This is a genomic window from Azospirillum sp. TSO5 (assembly GCF_003116065.1).
Lineage (GTDB): Bacteria > Pseudomonadota > Alphaproteobacteria > Azospirillales > Azospirillaceae > Azospirillum.
Genome location: NZ_LGQY01000037.1, coordinates 1 through 16,244, shown reverse-complemented (window position 1 = coordinate 16,244; position 16,244 = coordinate 1). Strand labels below are relative to the sequence as shown.

The following is a 16,244-nucleotide window of genomic DNA, read 5'->3' as shown; positions in this document are numbered from 1 at the left end:
CATCCTTGTTGCTCCGCCGACCGCTGGCCTGCCCGGATCTGCCCTAGGAGACTGCCCGATGCCCACGCAGCATCTGCTCCCGCCGCTCAACATCGATGCACTCCCGTCGCCGGAAGCGTATGGACAATGGGTTGGAGAAACCAGCTACAATTGGCTTGGAACGCTGGCGCAATGCTTGGCGCAGCAGGCGGACGGGCAGAGTGAAGAGGATCTGCTGTCCATTCCCGACGTCTGGGCGCAAGCGATGGTGTTCGAGAGCGCGTTGCTCGACACCGCCCATCCCCTTCACCGGCGCAGCGTGCGCGAATGGCGTGGCCTGATCGGGATTCTTGCGCTGTCCGTCCAGCGCGGAATGGCGTTGCGCAGCCAGATCGTGAACGTGCATTCGGCAGCCGAAAGCCGCTCTGCGGGGGCGCTGTTCGCCAATGTGGCCTACAAGCTTCGTCCGGGGGCCGTCATCACCGACCAGCAGGACTGGTCGCAGATCGGTTTCCTGACGCTCGACGGGCGCTTGCTTGCCATGGTCGTGCCGCATCTGCTGGTCTGCCCGGTGCGCGCGCACAAGCTGGCTCTGGATGAGTCGGTGGAGTGGCGCGTGCCGGCGACGGGGTGCCTGGACGATCCGCTGAGCGCCGGCAATCTGACGCCGGAGGAACTCTGTCTCATCCAGCGCTACGCCGACAGCCTGCATCGGGGGCTGCGCCAGTTCGAAACGCCCGGCTCCCCCGACCGCCGCCTGTCCAAGCTGCTCACCCGGCTCAGCGAGTTCATGGAGGCCTTGCAGGGCAAGGCGCGAATGATGCTGACCGACGCGGAGGTGCGAAGGGCGCCGCAGCAGTTCGAACTGCCCGCCCCGCTGTACTCCCGACTCAATGCCTTCGAGACCCTGGTCGCCCGCGAGCGATACGACACCGCCATCGTCACCCGCCCGGAATTCCGGCACCTGCTGAAGGGTGTCCTTCTTCTCGACGAGCGGCTTCCCAGCCTGCTCCAGACCACCGCGTCGAGCCTGCGCGCCTGGAACTCCGATACGTTGGAGACGGCACTTCGCCATCCTTCGAACCGGGAACGGATCGTGGCGGGCGCCCAGCAGAAGGGCTTTCTCGCCATCGGCATCGACAGCCTGTTCGCTCCGGCGCTCTGCCATCTGAGCGAAGGGGCGATCACCACACACGGCGAGGCGGAATCCTTCACGCTGCCCCTGACGCCGTTGGCGCTGCTGCTGTATCCGCCTGCTGAACTGCGGGAGCGCATCAGCATCCGGCCGGAGGACGGGGGCTATCGGGTCATCTTCCGGGTCGATGTGCAGGACGATCAGGGCAGAGCGAGCAGTTGCCAGCTTTCCCGCCACTACCCGCGGGCCCATCGTGCCTCCTCTCCGACCAGCCTGTCGGTCTGGCCGAATTTCCAGTCCGAACACTGGGACTATTACTACATGTTCTACGGGGCCAACCCGGAGGAGAGTCTGACCCCGACGATCCCGGTCACGCGCTCCGACCTGCTGGCCGCCATGGAGCCTGCCGGCGGTTCCGTGGGGGCAGGGGCGGGGGGACCCTCCTGGCTCGTCCAGCGGCTGGAGGCCGCGATCGCAGGATCGAAACGCCGGCGCATGCTCAGCGAGAAGAACAACCTTCAGGAAGCGCTGGTGCTGATGCACGAGCAGCCGGAAGCCTTTCTCTGCACGGTCGCCTCGGTCGAGAGCGGCGGGCTGCGCACCCGCCAGCCCGTGGGCCTGATCCTTGCCGCGGAGGCCACCCCGGTGGCCCAGCGCCGGCCGAGCAGCTGGCGCATCGGCGTCGATTTCGGCACGACGAACACCTGCATCTTCCAGCGGCGCGACGGGCGTCCGCCGGAACCGGTCGTGTTCAGCAACCGCTGCATATCTCCTTTCCGCGATCACGAGCAGGACACGCAGGCGCAAGGGGAGCATGCGCTGGAATTCCTGCCGATGAGCGGCCGGCCGCTGCCGTTCCAATCGGTTTTGCAGGACCGCAACAGCCTGCCCAATGAGGGAATGCCCCTCTGGCCGCTGTGGACGGAGCGGATCTACTACATCCGCGACGTGCAGGTGACCCTTGAGGCGTTGCGCGGTGACGCCAGCGGGGCGCTACGCTTCGATCTGAAATGGTCGGCGATTCCGGACGACCGCAAGCGCCGGCAAAGCTTCCTCGCCCAGGCGGCGCTGGAGGCGATGGCGGAAGCGGCGGCGGAGGGTATGGTTCCCGCCGAGATCGACTGGTCCTTTTCCTACCCGGAAGCCTTCAAGGGCGAGCAGCTCAGGGACTATCAGGGCATCATTCCGGGTGCGCTGAACACCGCGCTGTCGTCGAAGGGAGCCGCGCTTCCGGCGCGGGTTGCCGCGCCCAGTCCGGAAAGCGTCTGCGCCGCACTTTACTTCCACAGCCATGGCGTCGCCTTGACCGGCACCGTGGTGACCTTCGACATCGGTGGCGGGACGACCGATATCTCGCTGTGGCAGTCGCGCAAGCTGATCTGGCGCAGTTCCGTCCGCTTCGCCGGCCGCAGCATCGTGATCGACTATCTCGCCCGTCAGAAGGACTACATCTATACGCTGACGCGGCAAAGCCAGACGTTGCGCGATACGTTCCGCAATTTCCAGAAGGCTGTTCACGAGACGCAGCGCGTCTTTCACGGAACCGAGGTGTTCGTCAACAGCGACACCTTCAGCCGCGCCTTCCAGCAGGAGCGTGCGGCCATCAGCGACACGCCCGAGGCGAAGGGGCTGCATTGCACCGTCGAGTTCGCAATGGCCGGCCTGCTCTATTACGTCGGTATGGTTTACAGGGCACTGGTCGACTCGAAACTCTGCGTCGCCGATCTCGGCGCCATTCAGCTCTGCTATGGCGGACGCGGCAGCCTGATGATGCGCGAACTCTTCGGCGCCGACGAGGGCATCGCCGGCCGCATGGCGGCGGTGTTCAACACGGCGGCCGGCTTTGGAGAAGAGGGAGGCATTTCAAGGCAGTCCCTGACCCTGTCCTACAGCAAGAATCCGAAGGAGGAGGTGGCGTTCGGACTGCTGGTCGACCGGACCGACGCGACCGATCTGACCTATGACCAGGGAAACCTTCCTCCCTCCATCATCGGCGAGAGGATTCGTGTGGGCGACGAGATCAAAGAGTGGAATACCCCCGCGAGCGAGTTGGAGCCTGGTTCCGAGTGGCGGTGCGGCGATCTCGAACAACTCTCGCGCTTCATCGAGCTTTATCAGGCGGAGTTCGGGCGCATCGTGCCGTTCGACGGGATCGTCAAGGCCCATGTGTCCACCCAGGTCACCGAAGCCCTGGTCTCCGAACGCAGTCAGGCCGCCTCGGTCTTCAAGCGCGGAAAGGATGCCGTGCGCACCATGGGGATCGAGCCCCCGTTCGTCATCGCCCTGCGCGCGTTGAACGAGTACTTCAACCGGCATGGACGGCTCATCCAATGACCGTGCATCGGGTCCTTGCGGGCATCGCGATCATCACGCTGTCGATCTTCGCCCTGTCCATGCCCGCCTTGTCCGCTCAAGGCGATATCAGGGGAGTGGCCGAGTGGGACTGGTTGTCCGGCCTCCTGATGGTGGGCTGCTTCGCCCTGGGCGCGATCCTAAGCTTGAGCCTGTCGTCGGGACTGCGCCCGACGGCGCCCGACGACTACGGCCGGAAAAAGGATGGTGGCGATACCGGGCAGATGCTGAAAGATCTGTCTGACTCCGTGCACAGGATAGGATCCTTGGTTGCGGAGCTGAGGGAAAGCATGAGTGCTCTGGCGAGTCAGATGCAGGCGCTGCAAGGGGACGTCAGCCGGAGGAGGGATGGCTATGCCACCGAGCATTTGCTCAATGAGCTTTCCGCGGCCATGCGCGAGACAAGATCCACGGTTGCCGGCCTGAGGGACGGCATGAGTGCTTTGACGGGTCAGATGCAGGCGCTGAACTCCCGGTCGCGCGAGCCGGTCGATCAGCGCCCGTTCGAGGCCCGGATCGACCGGGGAAGGGCCGAACTGGAAGGGAATACATCCCGACGGTTCGAACCTCGCGATCGGACGGGGAGGGAGGTCGTGCCCCTGGACCACGGGAGAAGCCCACCCCATGGCGGGAAGGTCCAGACCGGGGCAGGCGATCCCGTGGCCTTCGTCATGGAGGAGTATCGCCAGGTTATGGAGGACGAGGAGCGGAGCGACAGTTTCCTGGAACGGTGGCGGGTGTTGCGCGTGACGCGGACCCCGGACGGCATCCTGGAAGTGGTTGACCTGCCGACGGCCGATTTTTGGGCGCTGCCGGCCGGTGGCGGCGGTCGCGCTTTGCTGCTGCCATCCCGCCGGATGCTGACACGCAACTTTCCGGCCCTGGCCGCGAACAGGGGCGAGGGGGTGCGGCGTGACCTCGGTGCATTGTTTGAGATCGAGTTCGTTGAGCTTGACAAGCCGGTGGTGGTCGCACCGGCCTGGGCGATGCTGGACGGCCAGCAGGTCCGGGTCGCTCGGCCAGGCCATCTGCGCTTTCCGCGCCAATGACCCGCCTCAGCTGACGGACAACGCATGATGGTCGAAACGGTCACAGCCTTCCTGACGCAGCACACCTTTGTCCTGCTCCTTGCCATCATCCTTCCACTTGCCGGATTTGGCATGGCGGTCTGGGCGAGCCGTGAATTCGCCCGCTTCCGCGGCGATCTCCGCACCGTGGAGGAGACGGTGAGGGCGGTTTCCGTTCCCGCGCGCAGTGGCCCCCAATTCGAAGCCATGGCTGATATCTTCCGGCGGACACCGGCGCTGCGGGGAACCTGGGCCGGCATCGAATCGACGCTGGTTCGCCCGGCAGATGCCGCTGGAGCCGTGGTCGCCACGATACGTCCGTCGGAATTCCTGTCAGCCGACCTCCTCCGCCAGGCGAACATCAATGTCGGCCTTTTCCAGGCTGTTCCGGGATACCTGGTGGGCACCGGGCTGCTCTTCACCTTCAGCAGCCTGCTGCTTGCCCTGATGGCGGCGAGCGGCACGATGTCGGCGACGTCCGCCGAGGCGACGCACGACGCGCTGCAAGGGCTGCTGTCGGCGGCGGCGATGAAGTTCGTCAGCTCCATCGCCGGCCTTCTCTCGTCCATTGTCTATTCGATCTGGTTGCGTCATCGGCTCCACCATGTGGAAGCCGAGGTTGACCGGTTCGGCCATGAGTTGGACCGCCGCATTCCCGTCCAGCATCCTATCCAGGCGATCGCCGCCACGAACGGCCTGCTGTTGCGACAGGTTTCCCTGCTCGATGCGATCGACAGGCAATGGCGCGAGGAGCTGGTCGGAAAGCTGGTGAGCGGCACCAACGAGGCCCTGCGCCTGGGGCTGGAGCCGCTGGTCGACGGCATGAACCGCATGGCCGACCGGGTTGGCGAGTTGAGCGTCGCATCCATGGAACGCATGGTCGGCGAGTTCACCCGGCGGCTCGAAGATTCGATGCGGGAGCATACGCACCGGCTGATCGACGACCTGAAGCTGCTGAAATCCGGCTTTGGCGACCTCATGCACACGGTGAAGAGCATCAACGGCAATCTGGCGCAGACCATCGAAGCCAGCAGCGCAGCTCTGGACCGGCAGGTCGGTTCCGCCGCCGCCCACCTGGGGAATGCCTTGCAAAAGGGCGGCGCCGGACTGATCCAGGGCTTGCAGGAGGGCCAGGACGCGCTCGTGAAGACGACGGCGGAAGCGTCGGAGCGCATGGAGGGGCAACTGGCCGACACTGCCGACCGGGTGGCAGCACGGCTGAAGGAGTCCGTGGCAAACCTGGAAACCGAACTGGGCAGCATCGACAGGTCGTTCCAGGTCGCATCCGCGACGATGGCGCGCGATCTCACCGCGGCCACCGAGCGGATCGTCGGCGACATCGAGCGTGTTTCCACCTCCTTCCGTACGGCCGACGAGGGGACGGCTCAGGCGCTGCCCGCCTTTCTGCTTTCCCTCGACGGTTTGATCGGGAAGATCGGCGCGATCGACCGGCCGATCGACCAGTTGGCGCGCGACATCGAGCGCAGCACCAAATCGCTGGGCAAGGCTACGGATGCTTCCGCACGCACCATCAACCAGAGCCAGGCCGCGGTCGAGCGGATATCGGCGGCGGCTGAAGGCATCGCCGGCATGCAGGACTCCCTCAATGCGCTCGGCCAAGCCGTGCGGCAGATGGAAACGCTCGACACCACGGTCCGCGCGGTATCGGCGCTGAGCGAGCGCTTGTCCGGCCTCGACCGGACCTTCGCCACGGTGGATGCGACGATGCAACGCCTTGTATCGCTGGAGGCCGCATTCAGCGGTCTCGCCGAGGCCGGTGACGCGTTCACCCGCATCCGGCCGCCGCTCGAAGCGCTCGTCATGTCGGGTGAACGCATGGCGTCGCTGGCCCCGCCGATGACCGTGCTCGGCGAGGCCGTTCAGGGCATGGCACGGAACAGCTCTTCCTTTGCGCTATTGAGCGGTGTGTTCGAACGCGCTCTCGCGGTTGGCGAGGCCGCCGACCGGCTGGCGGCCGCGGTGGATCGGATTGCCGACCTGGAGCCACTGTTGCGGAAAATCCTGGAGGCCGCCGATCCACCCCCCCGCAAGGCATCGGCGCTTGCGGAGTTCTCCCCGCCGGCCGTGATCACGCATGCCTGATCGGGGAGCCGCATGCAATCGATGAACTGGAAGCAGCGGCATCGTGCCGCCCGGAACGCGGACGGGGAGCAGGATGGCCATTTCGTCGCGGTCAGCGATCTGCTGACCGGCATCCTGTTCCTGTTCATCCTCCTGCTTACCGGTGTCGTCATCGGCAATCGCGGCACCGAAGGCGATATGTCGACCCTGAGCCGGCGCCTTGCCGAGGCGCAGTCGGACAATAAGCGCCTGAATGCGGAATTGGCTTTGGCACGGGAAGCGGTGGTCCACGCCAGTGCTGCGATGGTGGAAGCGCAGCAGAGAATGGAAAAGGTCGAACGAACCTACGCGACCGAGCAAAGCCGGCTGGCCGAAAACAAGGTCAAGCGTGCCCAACTGCTCCGGAGGCTGGCCGCCCAACTGAGGTCCAGGAGCTACGACGTGCTCCTCGACGAGGAGGAGGGCGTGCTGCGCCTTCCCAACGATCTGCTCTTCGGCAGCGGCAATGTCAGGATCGATCAGCAGGGTGTCGATGCCCTCGAAGTTCTGGGCGGGCTGCTGGAGAAGGAAATCCGTTGCGCGACCTCCGTTCCCGCGGGTTGCCCAGCTGGATCGACCTCTTTCCTGGAGGCGGTGTTCGTCGAAGGGCACACCGACAGCAACCCGGTGCGGTCGGGCAACAGGAACCCGCAATATTCCGATAATTGGAAGCTGTCGACGCAACGCGCGCTCGAGGCTTTTTCGGCGATGACCAGGGCCAGTCCGAGCCTGAAGTTGCTGGAGAATGCCGATGGGCGGTCGGTGTTCGGCATCAGCGGTTACGCCGACGGCCGGGCAGTCGCTACCAACAGTACGGAAAACGGGCGGGAGAGGAATCGTCGCATTGATCTGCGATTTCTCCTGTCGGGTGCGACGCCTCCGTCTGATGATCAACGAAACAAGCGGTGAGCGGACAGGTGGAAGGACACCGGAGTTGACGTCCAACGAGGAGGGCGACGCTTCTTTGGTTGGCCCATTGCTCGACCAGATTGCCCGCCCGCTTGGTGCGGTGCTGGCGGACGGCGCCCATGATGGTGCCCCGTCTATCGCGCGGTGAGCACACATACGCCCGAAGCGGAAGTGATCATCCCACCGCGCGCGACCGCGGTGCCCAACGATACCGCCGCAAGCGCGCCCACGCAGCGCGACCAGCACAGCCAGATGATCGCCGAAACAGGCCGGCTGAACTGGCAACGAGACAACCGATACAATCAGCGCGCGCTGGCGGAAGCCCAGATCGGACGCTTCAAGCAGGTGATTGGCGACGCGCTGCGCTCCCACACCGACGAGGCGCAGGTCACCGAAATCGCAATCGCGGTCGAGGTCCTCAACCGCATGCTCGATCTCGGGCGCCCGAAGTACGTCCGCGTTGCGTGAGCCGCGACGGGAAAGGGATCCTCTCGACCTGCCGAACCTCCCTGCAACATGCCCGTATCAGGTCGAATGCAATTCGGCGCGGTGCGCCTCGGGGAAATCCATGCAGGTCGGACCCCCGAAACCGCCGACCTTCGGCGATTTGCGGGCCCACGTCATGGCTCGTCGCTTTCCAGATAGTCGAGAAACTCCTCGAACGTGTCCGTCAATTCAACGAGTTCATAGCTGTTTTCGGAGTCCAAGAAGACGATGGCTGGATTATCCTTGTCGCCTTTTGAGTAGTCGAAGGCGAAGTAACTGTCGCTGGGGTCGCGGGCAAAGGGAACACATGCGGGATGTTCGTCCTCGATCAGGTCTCGCGCATAGCGGATGCTGTCCATTCTCAGTGGCGCCAGCTCGCCGCTGTCCGGTATCGGCGCGGTGAGGAGGAAGGTCGAGATCCACAGACGGGCCTTCTGGCCATCGCCGCTCATCAGGTGAAGCACGTTCCGGCTGGGCCGCCCGCCATCGGCGTCGGGCAGCAGCGCCTTGAACGCCGATGGCAGGCGGCGGCCGATCTCCTGTTCAAGATCGGCGATGTTCCGCGGCGAGAAGTTCGGCTGCACCGGTCCAACGCCGGACGTCCAGGTGAGGGTATCCATCTTCGTGTGCCGTTCCTGATCAGGGGGATGTCGTGGATTGGGCGGGCGCAGCCGGCACGGCGACCGCAGGCGGCATCGGCGGAGGTGTGACCTTAGCCCTTCCCGCGCGACGCTTCTTAATTATTTTGAACATCCGATGCCGATCTTTGTATTCTTTCTTATTTCCATTGGCATCCGTCCTTACTTTTTCTTGCTGGTAGACATCCATTCCCCACAATTTTTGTCCGCCGTCATGCTGGACATGTGCGTGGAGATCACGCTCCACCAGCTGCATGCGGCCGGCATCGAGGTGATGGTGCCACGTCAGCAACGGCGGCGCCCCCGATTTCATCATTGCGATGCTGGCGGTATTCAGCCATGTCAGCACCGCCTGGAGCTGCGGGGACAGCGTATTCGCCGCCTGTTTCTGCAACTCGTCACGCAGCGCGATGTTGCAGAACAGGAAATGGTCGGGACGATCGTGATAGAACTGGCTGGGTGGCATCAGAATTTCGGCGACACATTGAAAAACCGGACTTCCGTTCCCGTCAAAAGAAATTCGGCCGACCTTCCTGCTGGTCTTCTTGTCGAAGATATCCTGCGCCACGCCACCCTTGTGTCTCCTCAGGTGGGCCGGCCTCAATGGAACGGCGAAATTGGGGCGATCGCGCCGGCGAAGCTCGGTGCCGACCCTTAAGGGCTTGCGCCACTGTTCGGGTTTGCAGGGCGTGCCGATGTGGACCACGCCCGCCGTGCAAGGACCCATCCAACCCAGCATCAGACCGTTGAGGTGGACAATGTCATGGGTAAGGCGGCTCCAGTCGATGTTTGCCAGACCGTAGCGGATAATGCCGAACGCCAGCGCGTCCCGCAGAACCGTCCGTGAGTAAAGGCGTTTGCCGGTCACGCCGGGATAGGTGCCGCCGTAAGCGGCCGCCTTCGACTTGCCGGCCGCCATATCTGCAGTGTGCTTGTCGTGCACCGCTTTGGCGAAGTTCTGGCGCGCCGCGGCATCGTCGGGATTCTGGCTTAGGCGCTGGAAGGCGGCGTTAACGGTCTGCATTGTCTGCTTCTTCCGAATATGAAGCGCGGATGGGCGGGCGGGGCTTTTCGAGCAGATCCGCAAGATGGCCGGCGGTCGTCCGTGGCCGCCCCAGGCCGTTGCCTTCCATCCATCCCAGCAAGGTGTCGACCCGCGGTTGCAACAGCGCGCTGCACCGCACCCGCGCCCCGGCGATCCGGGCCTTGCCCGTGAGATCGGGAGCGGCGTCGAGGCACAGATCGGCTTCGATCTCCCGTTCGCGCTCGGGATCGCACTGCAGCAAGCCGTCCTGAACGCGCCGTCCGAACCGGACCAAGGCCCAGTACCGGGTGCCGCCGCCGGACGGGAGGGGCCAAGCGAGATGCTGCACGTCGTACAGTGCCGGCAGGAAGACCGCCGAAACCGTCCGCGCGTGCAGTGTCCGGTAGACGGCCCGGGCATCGGCGGAGAATCCGTCCATCGCCTGTTCGTTCGGTTCCACCCAAACATCGGTGGGGGTGAGCGGCGGATGCGCGTCTGTACCAAAGTCCGACGCCGGATCCTCCCCCGCGTCGGATGGTTCGCCCTCCCCACTCTCGCCACTCCAAGTCTCGCCACCCTCCTGCCCAAGCAGGCGCCCCGCGACGCCACTGACCAGCCGCCGGATCTCCAGATCGGGATCGAGGCCCATGGCGAACGCGTCGTAGGCGGTCCGCTCCGGCATGGCGGGGAAGCCGGAGAACAGGTCCTGCGCATCGTCGGTGCCGTCCGGACCTTCGATCCGATCCGGCACCGTGTCGAACCCGATGCGGTCGATCCAGGCCCTCAGCCACGCCTTGTAATCCGCTTCGGTGGCGGCATGGTTCTCGGAAAGCTCCACCAGCGAGTCGTCCAGCGCGTCCAGGAAATTCCGCGAACCGACCCGCGACAGCACCTTGTCGGTCATGCACAGCGTGGCGGCGCGCCGGCCGGTCCCGGTCAACTCGATTCGGCCGGTGTTGGCGCTCACCCGGCACCACGGCTCCATGTCGGACGCCGGTTCGCCCTCCTTTGCCGAAAACGCCGGATCCTTCTTCGGCTCTTCGTCGCTCCCCTCGTCCCAACCGCCCTCGTACAATTCCTGCAGGGCGCGGGCGACCTGACCCGGTGTCATCTTCGCGTCATCGCGGCCGCGCAGCCACATGGAGCGCATCACGTCCACGGCGCTGCACGATTCCGGCGGCCAGACCACCAGCCGGTCGTCGCCGGCCCGCCGGCCTGCCTCCAGTTTCGCCTTGCGGAACGACGCGGCCAGCGCGACGGCCTCGCCCCGGTCGTCCGTGCTCCAGCACCGCAATTCTCCATCTTCCTCGACGTGGAGTTCGGCGTCGAACACGGTCCCGTCGACCTGGAGGTCGAGCGACACGGTGATGCCTCCGCGGTCCACCGCGGGATCGCCGAGCAGGGCGCGCAGCAGCGGCCCTTTGACACGCCCGCCGCCCGACACGCCACGGGCGCTGTAGACATCTCCCAGATAGTTGTCGATCACCCTTTGACCCAGGGCCGCGTAGACCAGTCCCATGTGCAGGGCCTGTTCCGGACGGCGGCCGGGAATCTCCATACCCTGCGCGTTGCGGATGGTGACCGTTTCGGCCGCCGCGAAAGCCCGCAGGATTTCCCGTTCGTCGAGGGAGTAGAAGCGGACGCGGCTTATCGTCCGGACATGCGTCCAGAAGGGTGAACGCTTGAGCGCCTGCAACACGTGCCAGGCGATGGCCTCGCCTTGCGCATCGGCGTCCGTCGCAAGCACGAGGTGGCGGGTCTGGAGAAGACGGACGGCGACCTTGCGCAACAGATCGCGGGCGTATTCTCCCACCCGCCAATGCGGCATCATGCCCGTGGATACGGCGACGTCGCCGAAGTCGATGTCGCGAATGTGCCCGCGCGTACCGAAACAGGAGAATGCGTCGGGCAGCACCTTCTCGATCTTCTTCGCCTTGAGCGGCGATTCGACCACCACGAGCGCCGTCGGATGGAACTTGATGCCGCCCAGGCCGATCGCCACGCCGTTCTTGTCCGGCCAGCGCAGGCGCGGGCGATCCGCGAGGATGCCGGCCATATAGGCGCCCAGAACGGCGGTCGGCCGCCGGGCCGGCTGCTCTTTCCCGGGAACGCGCAGGGCTTCCTTGAACGCTTCCTCGCTGAAGAACAGTTCGGAATGGCCGAACAGGATGAAGCTCTTCTTCGCGCGGGACACGGCGACGTTGAGCATGGCTGGGCCGTCGCGGTCTAGAAAGACCTCGGTACCCTGCTTAATCACGCTGTTCACCGCCGAGAAGAGGACGACCGGCCTTTCCGCGCCCTGCAGGGCGTGCACGGTGCCGATGATGATGTCCTTGCTGCCCCGCGGAGGCAGGTCTTTCCCGTCCACGGCCTCCTGAACAAGCGCGCGGATGCGGGCCGCCTGCCCGGAATAGGGGGTGACGATGGCAACCATCGACCCCAGGCCGCGGGTCGGATCGGGTCCTTCCCGCATCTCGGCGTGCCGGAGCAGGGCCGGTCCGTTGTCCTTCAGCCATTGCAGGATGCGGTCGGCTTCGCCGGGGTTCATCCAGCTGTCGCCAGGCACGGGTTCGTCGTTGGGGCTGCCGCACTGGACGAACCCCATCGGCGGCAACGGGAACGCATCCGGGCTCGTCGCCCCGAGCAGCCAGGCCGGCTCAAAGACGGGATCGGGAACCCTTGGGGTCAGCTCGAAGCCGATGTCGTCGTCGTCGTGGTACAGGAGGTCGACGCAATAGCTGATGATGCTGCGCGCGCAGCGGTAATGATTGCGAAGGCGAAGCCCGTTCTTGCCCGGCTCGCCGTACACGGAGGCGGTCGCCGCCATGGCCATGGCGCTGCCGCTGGTGCTGAGCAGGCTGCGCGCCTTGAGGGCGGCGGCGTCAAGGCTGGCGTCCAGGGCAATGCGCCGGTCGAGCGGCGGTTGCAGTTCCGTGATCGGAGCCAGTTGTTTGACGTCGCCGACCACGACGGCGGTGCGGGCGAGCGCCAGTGGCGCACCTGCGAGTTCCGGCGGTGCCTGCCCGGCCTCGTCGAGGATCAGCAGATCGATCCGGCCGAGGAGCGGGACCCAGGGCTTGCTCCTCGGCGGGCCTTTCGCCAGATTGGGGAAACGGTGCGCCGTGGCGACGATGCACGGCGTGATCTTGGCCATGGCCTCCAGCTCGTTCTGCCGGCAAGACAGGGGCCATGTCAGGTCGTAGAGCCACTGCGCCTCCCAGTAGCGGGCGGCGAGATGGAAGCAGACCGGACGGACCGTAACGTCGAGGACACGCTCGATGTGCTCGTCCGGGGAGCTCCCGACGGCAAGAGCCTCCCTGAGGCCCTCCAGGGACAGCGTCAGCCCCTGGTCGCTCAGTTCCGGATCGCGGAGCTGCTCCCTCGCATAGCGCTCGACGGCCGTGAAGTCGGCGCCGGTACCGGTCATGGCGCGCAACGTCCGCCGCGCCGCGACGACGCGCTCCGTCGCGGCGCACAGCGCCAGCTTCAACTGCGCTGCAGCGTCTGCAAGCAGAAGACGGCAGAAGAAGGTCCTGTCGGATGCGGCCTTCCTGGAATCGGCGTCGTCGGCCTCGGCTTGTTTTCTCAGTGTACCGAGCCGCTGGGCGACGGAGCCCGCTTTGATCCCGAGGCGCTCTCCATGCTTGCGCTGGCTCGCCAGGAAACACCGCCCGTAATCCATGATCAAGGCGAGCGGTCCGTTCGCGTTTTCCAGCCCGGCCGCGGCGCCGTCGAACGCCAGCTTGGCTTGGCTGTTGCCGTCCTTGTCCGTCGTCCATTTTTCGAGGATGAGGTGATAGCGATTCCAGGCGTCCGCGCTTTGCTTGCGCATCTTGTCGGCACGGCTCTTGGCCGGAAAGAAGAACCCGTAATCGGAAGCCGGAATCCAGCGGGCCCGGAGGGAGTCCTCTGGCTGTCCGTCGGTCCTGGCAGGGTCCGCGGCCCCGCCGAAGGCATCCATGACGTTTTCGACCGACTGGTTGGTCGCGCCGCAGACGGCGACGATGGGACAATGACCGGTATAGAAGCCCCCTTCCGGGCCTGAAATCTCCTTCGACTTGTGCCGGGCGCTCTTACGCCTGGGTCCCTTCAAGGCGGCGTTCACCCAGACGTTGGCGATCAGGGCGCGCAGCATGTCCGTCTTGCCGGTTCCGGGAGGACCGTTGACCGCGACGAGTCCCGGCCGTTCCTCGATCGCGAGTTGGCCGTATCGCATCAGTGCAAGCCGCTGCGACGGATCGAGGGGGAACACCACGCGCTGGCTGCCATCCCGGCGGTCGACCATCGCGTGGTGCCATTCCCGCACCTTTTCGTGCAGGGCGTCGTCGGGAGGTGAGCGGTCCTGTTCGGGACCGTCACCGGCAAGGTGCTTCAGGAGCGCCGGCGCCCGGTTGCCGGTCACGATGTGCCGATAGCATTTTCTGAGCGCCCGGACGGAGGCATCGCCGAACCATGGCATGATGGCGAAGGCGAGACGTGACAGCGGTCGGCCGTGACCACGCCATTCGAACCCCGCGAGCCGATTTCCCGTGGCTTGCTCAAAGAAGTTCACGCAGTTGGACCAGTAGGCGCTCCAGCCGTCACCGGCTTCGAAATCGTCCAGCAGCGCGACGACGCGACGATGGTCGGCGACGGTCACGCGGTTTCCGACACAGGGAGGTTCGCGCAGCCACATGCGCATGAAGCCCGGCGCGGGCAGGTACGGCGGCTGGAGCCGCCCCATCCTGTCGATCTGGGCGGGGACGTGGAACAAGACGTCGATCCCCTCCGCGCTGCCGGCATCGCTCTCGTCCGGAGTGTCGTCGGGATCGTCCTCATCGTGCTCGCGGCGATGCGGCCGGCCGGTGCGGGCCTCATCCGCCTGGAAACGGGGGCCCACGGCGGCACCATCGGCGGCGAACGCGACGATCATCACAGGGACTTTGTCGTACTCCTCGTCACGAGGAAGGAAGTTGTCCTTCCACTGTGCCGCTCCGGCCCGATCCCAGAAATCCGCATCGGCCAGGAGGCTCGGCTCCCCAGGGATGATCAAGCGCGGCAGTTGAGTGCGAAGACCGTCGAGTGCAGAGTGCAGCAACGCTTCACCCCAGTATTTTGCCAAATCAACTGGGGGCACCGTCGCGGCTGGTTCGGAGCAATCTTCTCCAGGATGAATTTTCTCAATCAATTCGACGTTTTCTGAGACGAAATCAATCATAGTACATGCTCGACGGGTTTTCTCGCTCAATTACGGCTTCGGATTCGTTGCGTCAATAGAAAAATACGTCCTTGAAATTGATGAGAATCTTATGATGCAATCATCAGTTGGTGATTCTGTCGCAGGACACCGTCAATCTCGATTGTTCTTGAAGCTGAACTGAAGACATGGGGCCGACATGACAGCCGGCCCTGATCCGATCCCCGACCCGATGCCGCGAAGAGGACGACGCCCATCGCGGGGCTCTGCTGCAAACTCTTGCTGTAGGCGCGAGCTGATGGCTGCCGGCATCACGGCCGATGCTGCGTGGCCTGGAGTTCCAGCTGCCGGCTGATGGCAACGTCAACTTGTTGACCACCCAGTTGCCGGGGCGGGTCGTGCGGGGGTATGGGATGGCATGACGACGCGCCCCGATCCCCGTTACGCCGGCTACCGCTATCCCGCCGAAATCATTGCGGGCGCAATACCTTGCCATTCGCTACACGGAGCGTCTCACCGAAGCTGGGGTCGAACCCTCCGTCGGCAGCGTCGGCGATTCCTGCGACAACGCCTTGGCCGAGACGATCAATGGCCTCTACAAGACCGAGGTGATCCGCCGCCGCGGGCCATGGCGCACCGTGGAAGCCGTCGAGTTCGCCACACTGGAATGGGTCGACTGGTTCAACCACCGGCGTTTGCTCGAACCCATCGGCAACATTCCTCCCGCTGAGGCCGAAGCGCGCTACTATGCGCAAACCGAGAACGTCACCTTGGCGGCGTGACTCAACACAAATGGCCTCCGGAAAACCTGGGGCGGTTCAATGAGCCCCGCTGCCCCAAGATCCCGAAAGCCCGCTATCATGTGGAGAATTGGGCGGCATACGACGCGGCACTTCGCCGGGGCGGTGACTTGGCGGTGTGGGTGACGCCGGAGGCGATCGCCGCCTGGACGCCGCCCGCTACGGGCCGGCGCGCTACTCCGACGTCGTCATTGAGACCGGGCTGATGCTGCGTCTGGCGTTTGGTCGGCCATGGCGGCAGACCGCCCATTGCTCGACCAGATTGCCCGCCCGCTTGGTGCGGTGCTGGCGGACGGCGCCTATGATGGTGACCCCGTCTATCGCGCGGTGAGCTCACATACGCCCGAAGCGGAAGTGATCATCCCGCCGCGCGCGACCGCGGTGCCCAACGATACCGCCGCAAGCGCGCCCACGCAGCGCGACCAGCACATCCAGATGATCGCAGAACGCAGACGGCTCGGCTGGCAGCGGGCGGTTCGGTACGGAAGGCGATCTCTCGTCGAGGTGTCGATGTTGAGGTACAAGCCGCTGAGCGGCCGCAGCCTCCGCGCTCGGAC

The 16,244-nt window shown here is 65.2% G+C and carries 8 protein-coding genes and 2 pseudogenes; 7 read left to right on the top strand and 3 right to left on the bottom strand.

Annotated elements, in window-relative coordinates; genetic code table 11:
* Positions 1-58 precede the first annotated feature (58 nt).
* From TSO5_RS11355 to TSO5_RS11335, 5 genes are all read left to right on the top strand, one after another.
* Positions 59-3,448, top strand: coding sequence for a hypothetical protein (locus TSO5_RS11355; RefSeq protein ID WP_109151690.1), 3,390 nt, complete (start codon positions 59-61; stop codon positions 3,446-3,448).
* Positions 3,445-4,515, top strand: a complete 1,071-nt coding sequence (locus TSO5_RS11350) for a hypothetical protein (protein WP_109151689.1) — start codon at positions 3,445-3,447, stop codon at positions 4,513-4,515. The genes TSO5_RS11355 and TSO5_RS11350 overlap by 4 nt, the downstream gene beginning before the upstream one ends.
* A gap of 24 nt (positions 4,516-4,539) precedes the next feature.
* On the top strand, positions 4,540-6,636 hold the full coding sequence (locus TSO5_RS11345; protein WP_109151688.1) for a hypothetical protein: 2,097 nt from the start codon (positions 4,540-4,542) through the stop codon (positions 6,634-6,636).
* A gap of 12 nt (positions 6,637-6,648) precedes the next feature.
* Positions 6,649-7,563: an OmpA family protein gene (locus tag TSO5_RS11340; RefSeq protein WP_109151687.1), complete on the top strand. Its 915-nt coding sequence runs from the start codon at positions 6,649-6,651 to the stop codon at positions 7,561-7,563.
* Between the two features lie 144 nt (positions 7,564-7,707).
* Entirely contained in the window at positions 7,708-8,031 is a 324-nt protein-coding gene (locus tag TSO5_RS11335) for a hypothetical protein (RefSeq protein WP_146203726.1), read from the top strand.
* Between the two features lie 152 nt (positions 8,032-8,183).
* Here TSO5_RS11335 and TSO5_RS11330 read toward each other — a convergent pair whose 3' ends face one another.
* The 3 genes from TSO5_RS11330 to TSO5_RS11320 are packed head-to-tail and all read right to left on the bottom strand — an operon-like array spanning position 8,184 to position 14,908.
* A complete protein-coding gene (locus TSO5_RS11330) occupies positions 8,184-8,669 on the bottom strand; it encodes an SMI1/KNR4 family protein (RefSeq protein ID WP_109151685.1) in 486 nt (161 codons plus the stop codon).
* A 19-nt stretch (positions 8,670-8,688) separates the two neighbouring features.
* Complete coding sequence (locus TSO5_RS32695; RefSeq protein ID WP_158282402.1) at positions 8,689-9,711, bottom strand: HNH endonuclease; 1,023 nt, start codon at positions 9,709-9,711, stop codon at positions 8,689-8,691.
* Positions 9,698-14,908: an AAA domain-containing protein gene (locus TSO5_RS11320; RefSeq protein WP_109151684.1), complete on the bottom strand. Its 5,211-nt coding sequence runs from the start codon at positions 14,906-14,908 to the stop codon at positions 9,698-9,700. Before TSO5_RS11320 ends, TSO5_RS32695 begins: the two co-directional genes overlap by 14 nt.
* 461 nt (positions 14,909-15,369) lie before the next feature.
* Here TSO5_RS11320 and TSO5_RS11315 point away from each other — a divergent pair.
* Together TSO5_RS11315 and TSO5_RS11310 are read left to right on the top strand one after the other, a co-directional pair.
* A pseudogene (locus TSO5_RS11315) lies at positions 15,370-15,669 on the top strand (integrase core domain-containing protein); the annotation flags it as partial.
* A 26-nt stretch (positions 15,670-15,695) separates the two neighbouring features.
* A pseudogene (locus tag TSO5_RS11310) lies at positions 15,696-16,244 on the top strand (transposase); the annotation flags it as partial.

Excerpts from the sequence above, each read along its gene's own strand:
- TSO5_RS11350 (WP_109151689.1), top strand. The coding sequence starts at position 3,445 with ATGACCGTGCATCGGGTCCTTGCGGGCATCGCGATCATCACGCTGTCG.
- TSO5_RS32695 (WP_158282402.1), bottom strand. The coding sequence starts at position 9,711 with ATGCAGACCGTTAACGCCGCCTTCCAGCGCCTAAGCCAGAATCCCGAC.
- TSO5_RS11345 (WP_109151688.1), top strand. The coding sequence starts at position 4,540 with ATGATGGTCGAAACGGTCACAGCCTTCCTGACGCAGCACACCTTTGTC.
- TSO5_RS11340 (WP_109151687.1), top strand. The coding sequence starts at position 6,649 with ATGCAATCGATGAACTGGAAGCAGCGGCATCGTGCCGCCCGGAACGCG.
- TSO5_RS11355 (WP_109151690.1), top strand. The coding sequence starts at position 59 with ATGCCCACGCAGCATCTGCTCCCGCCGCTCAACATCGATGCACTCCCG.
- TSO5_RS11320 (WP_109151684.1), bottom strand. The coding sequence starts at position 14,908 with ATGATTGATTTCGTCTCAGAAAACGTCGAATTGATTGAGAAAATTCAT.
- TSO5_RS11330 (WP_109151685.1), bottom strand. The coding sequence starts at position 8,669 with ATGGATACCCTCACCTGGACGTCCGGCGTTGGACCGGTGCAGCCGAAC.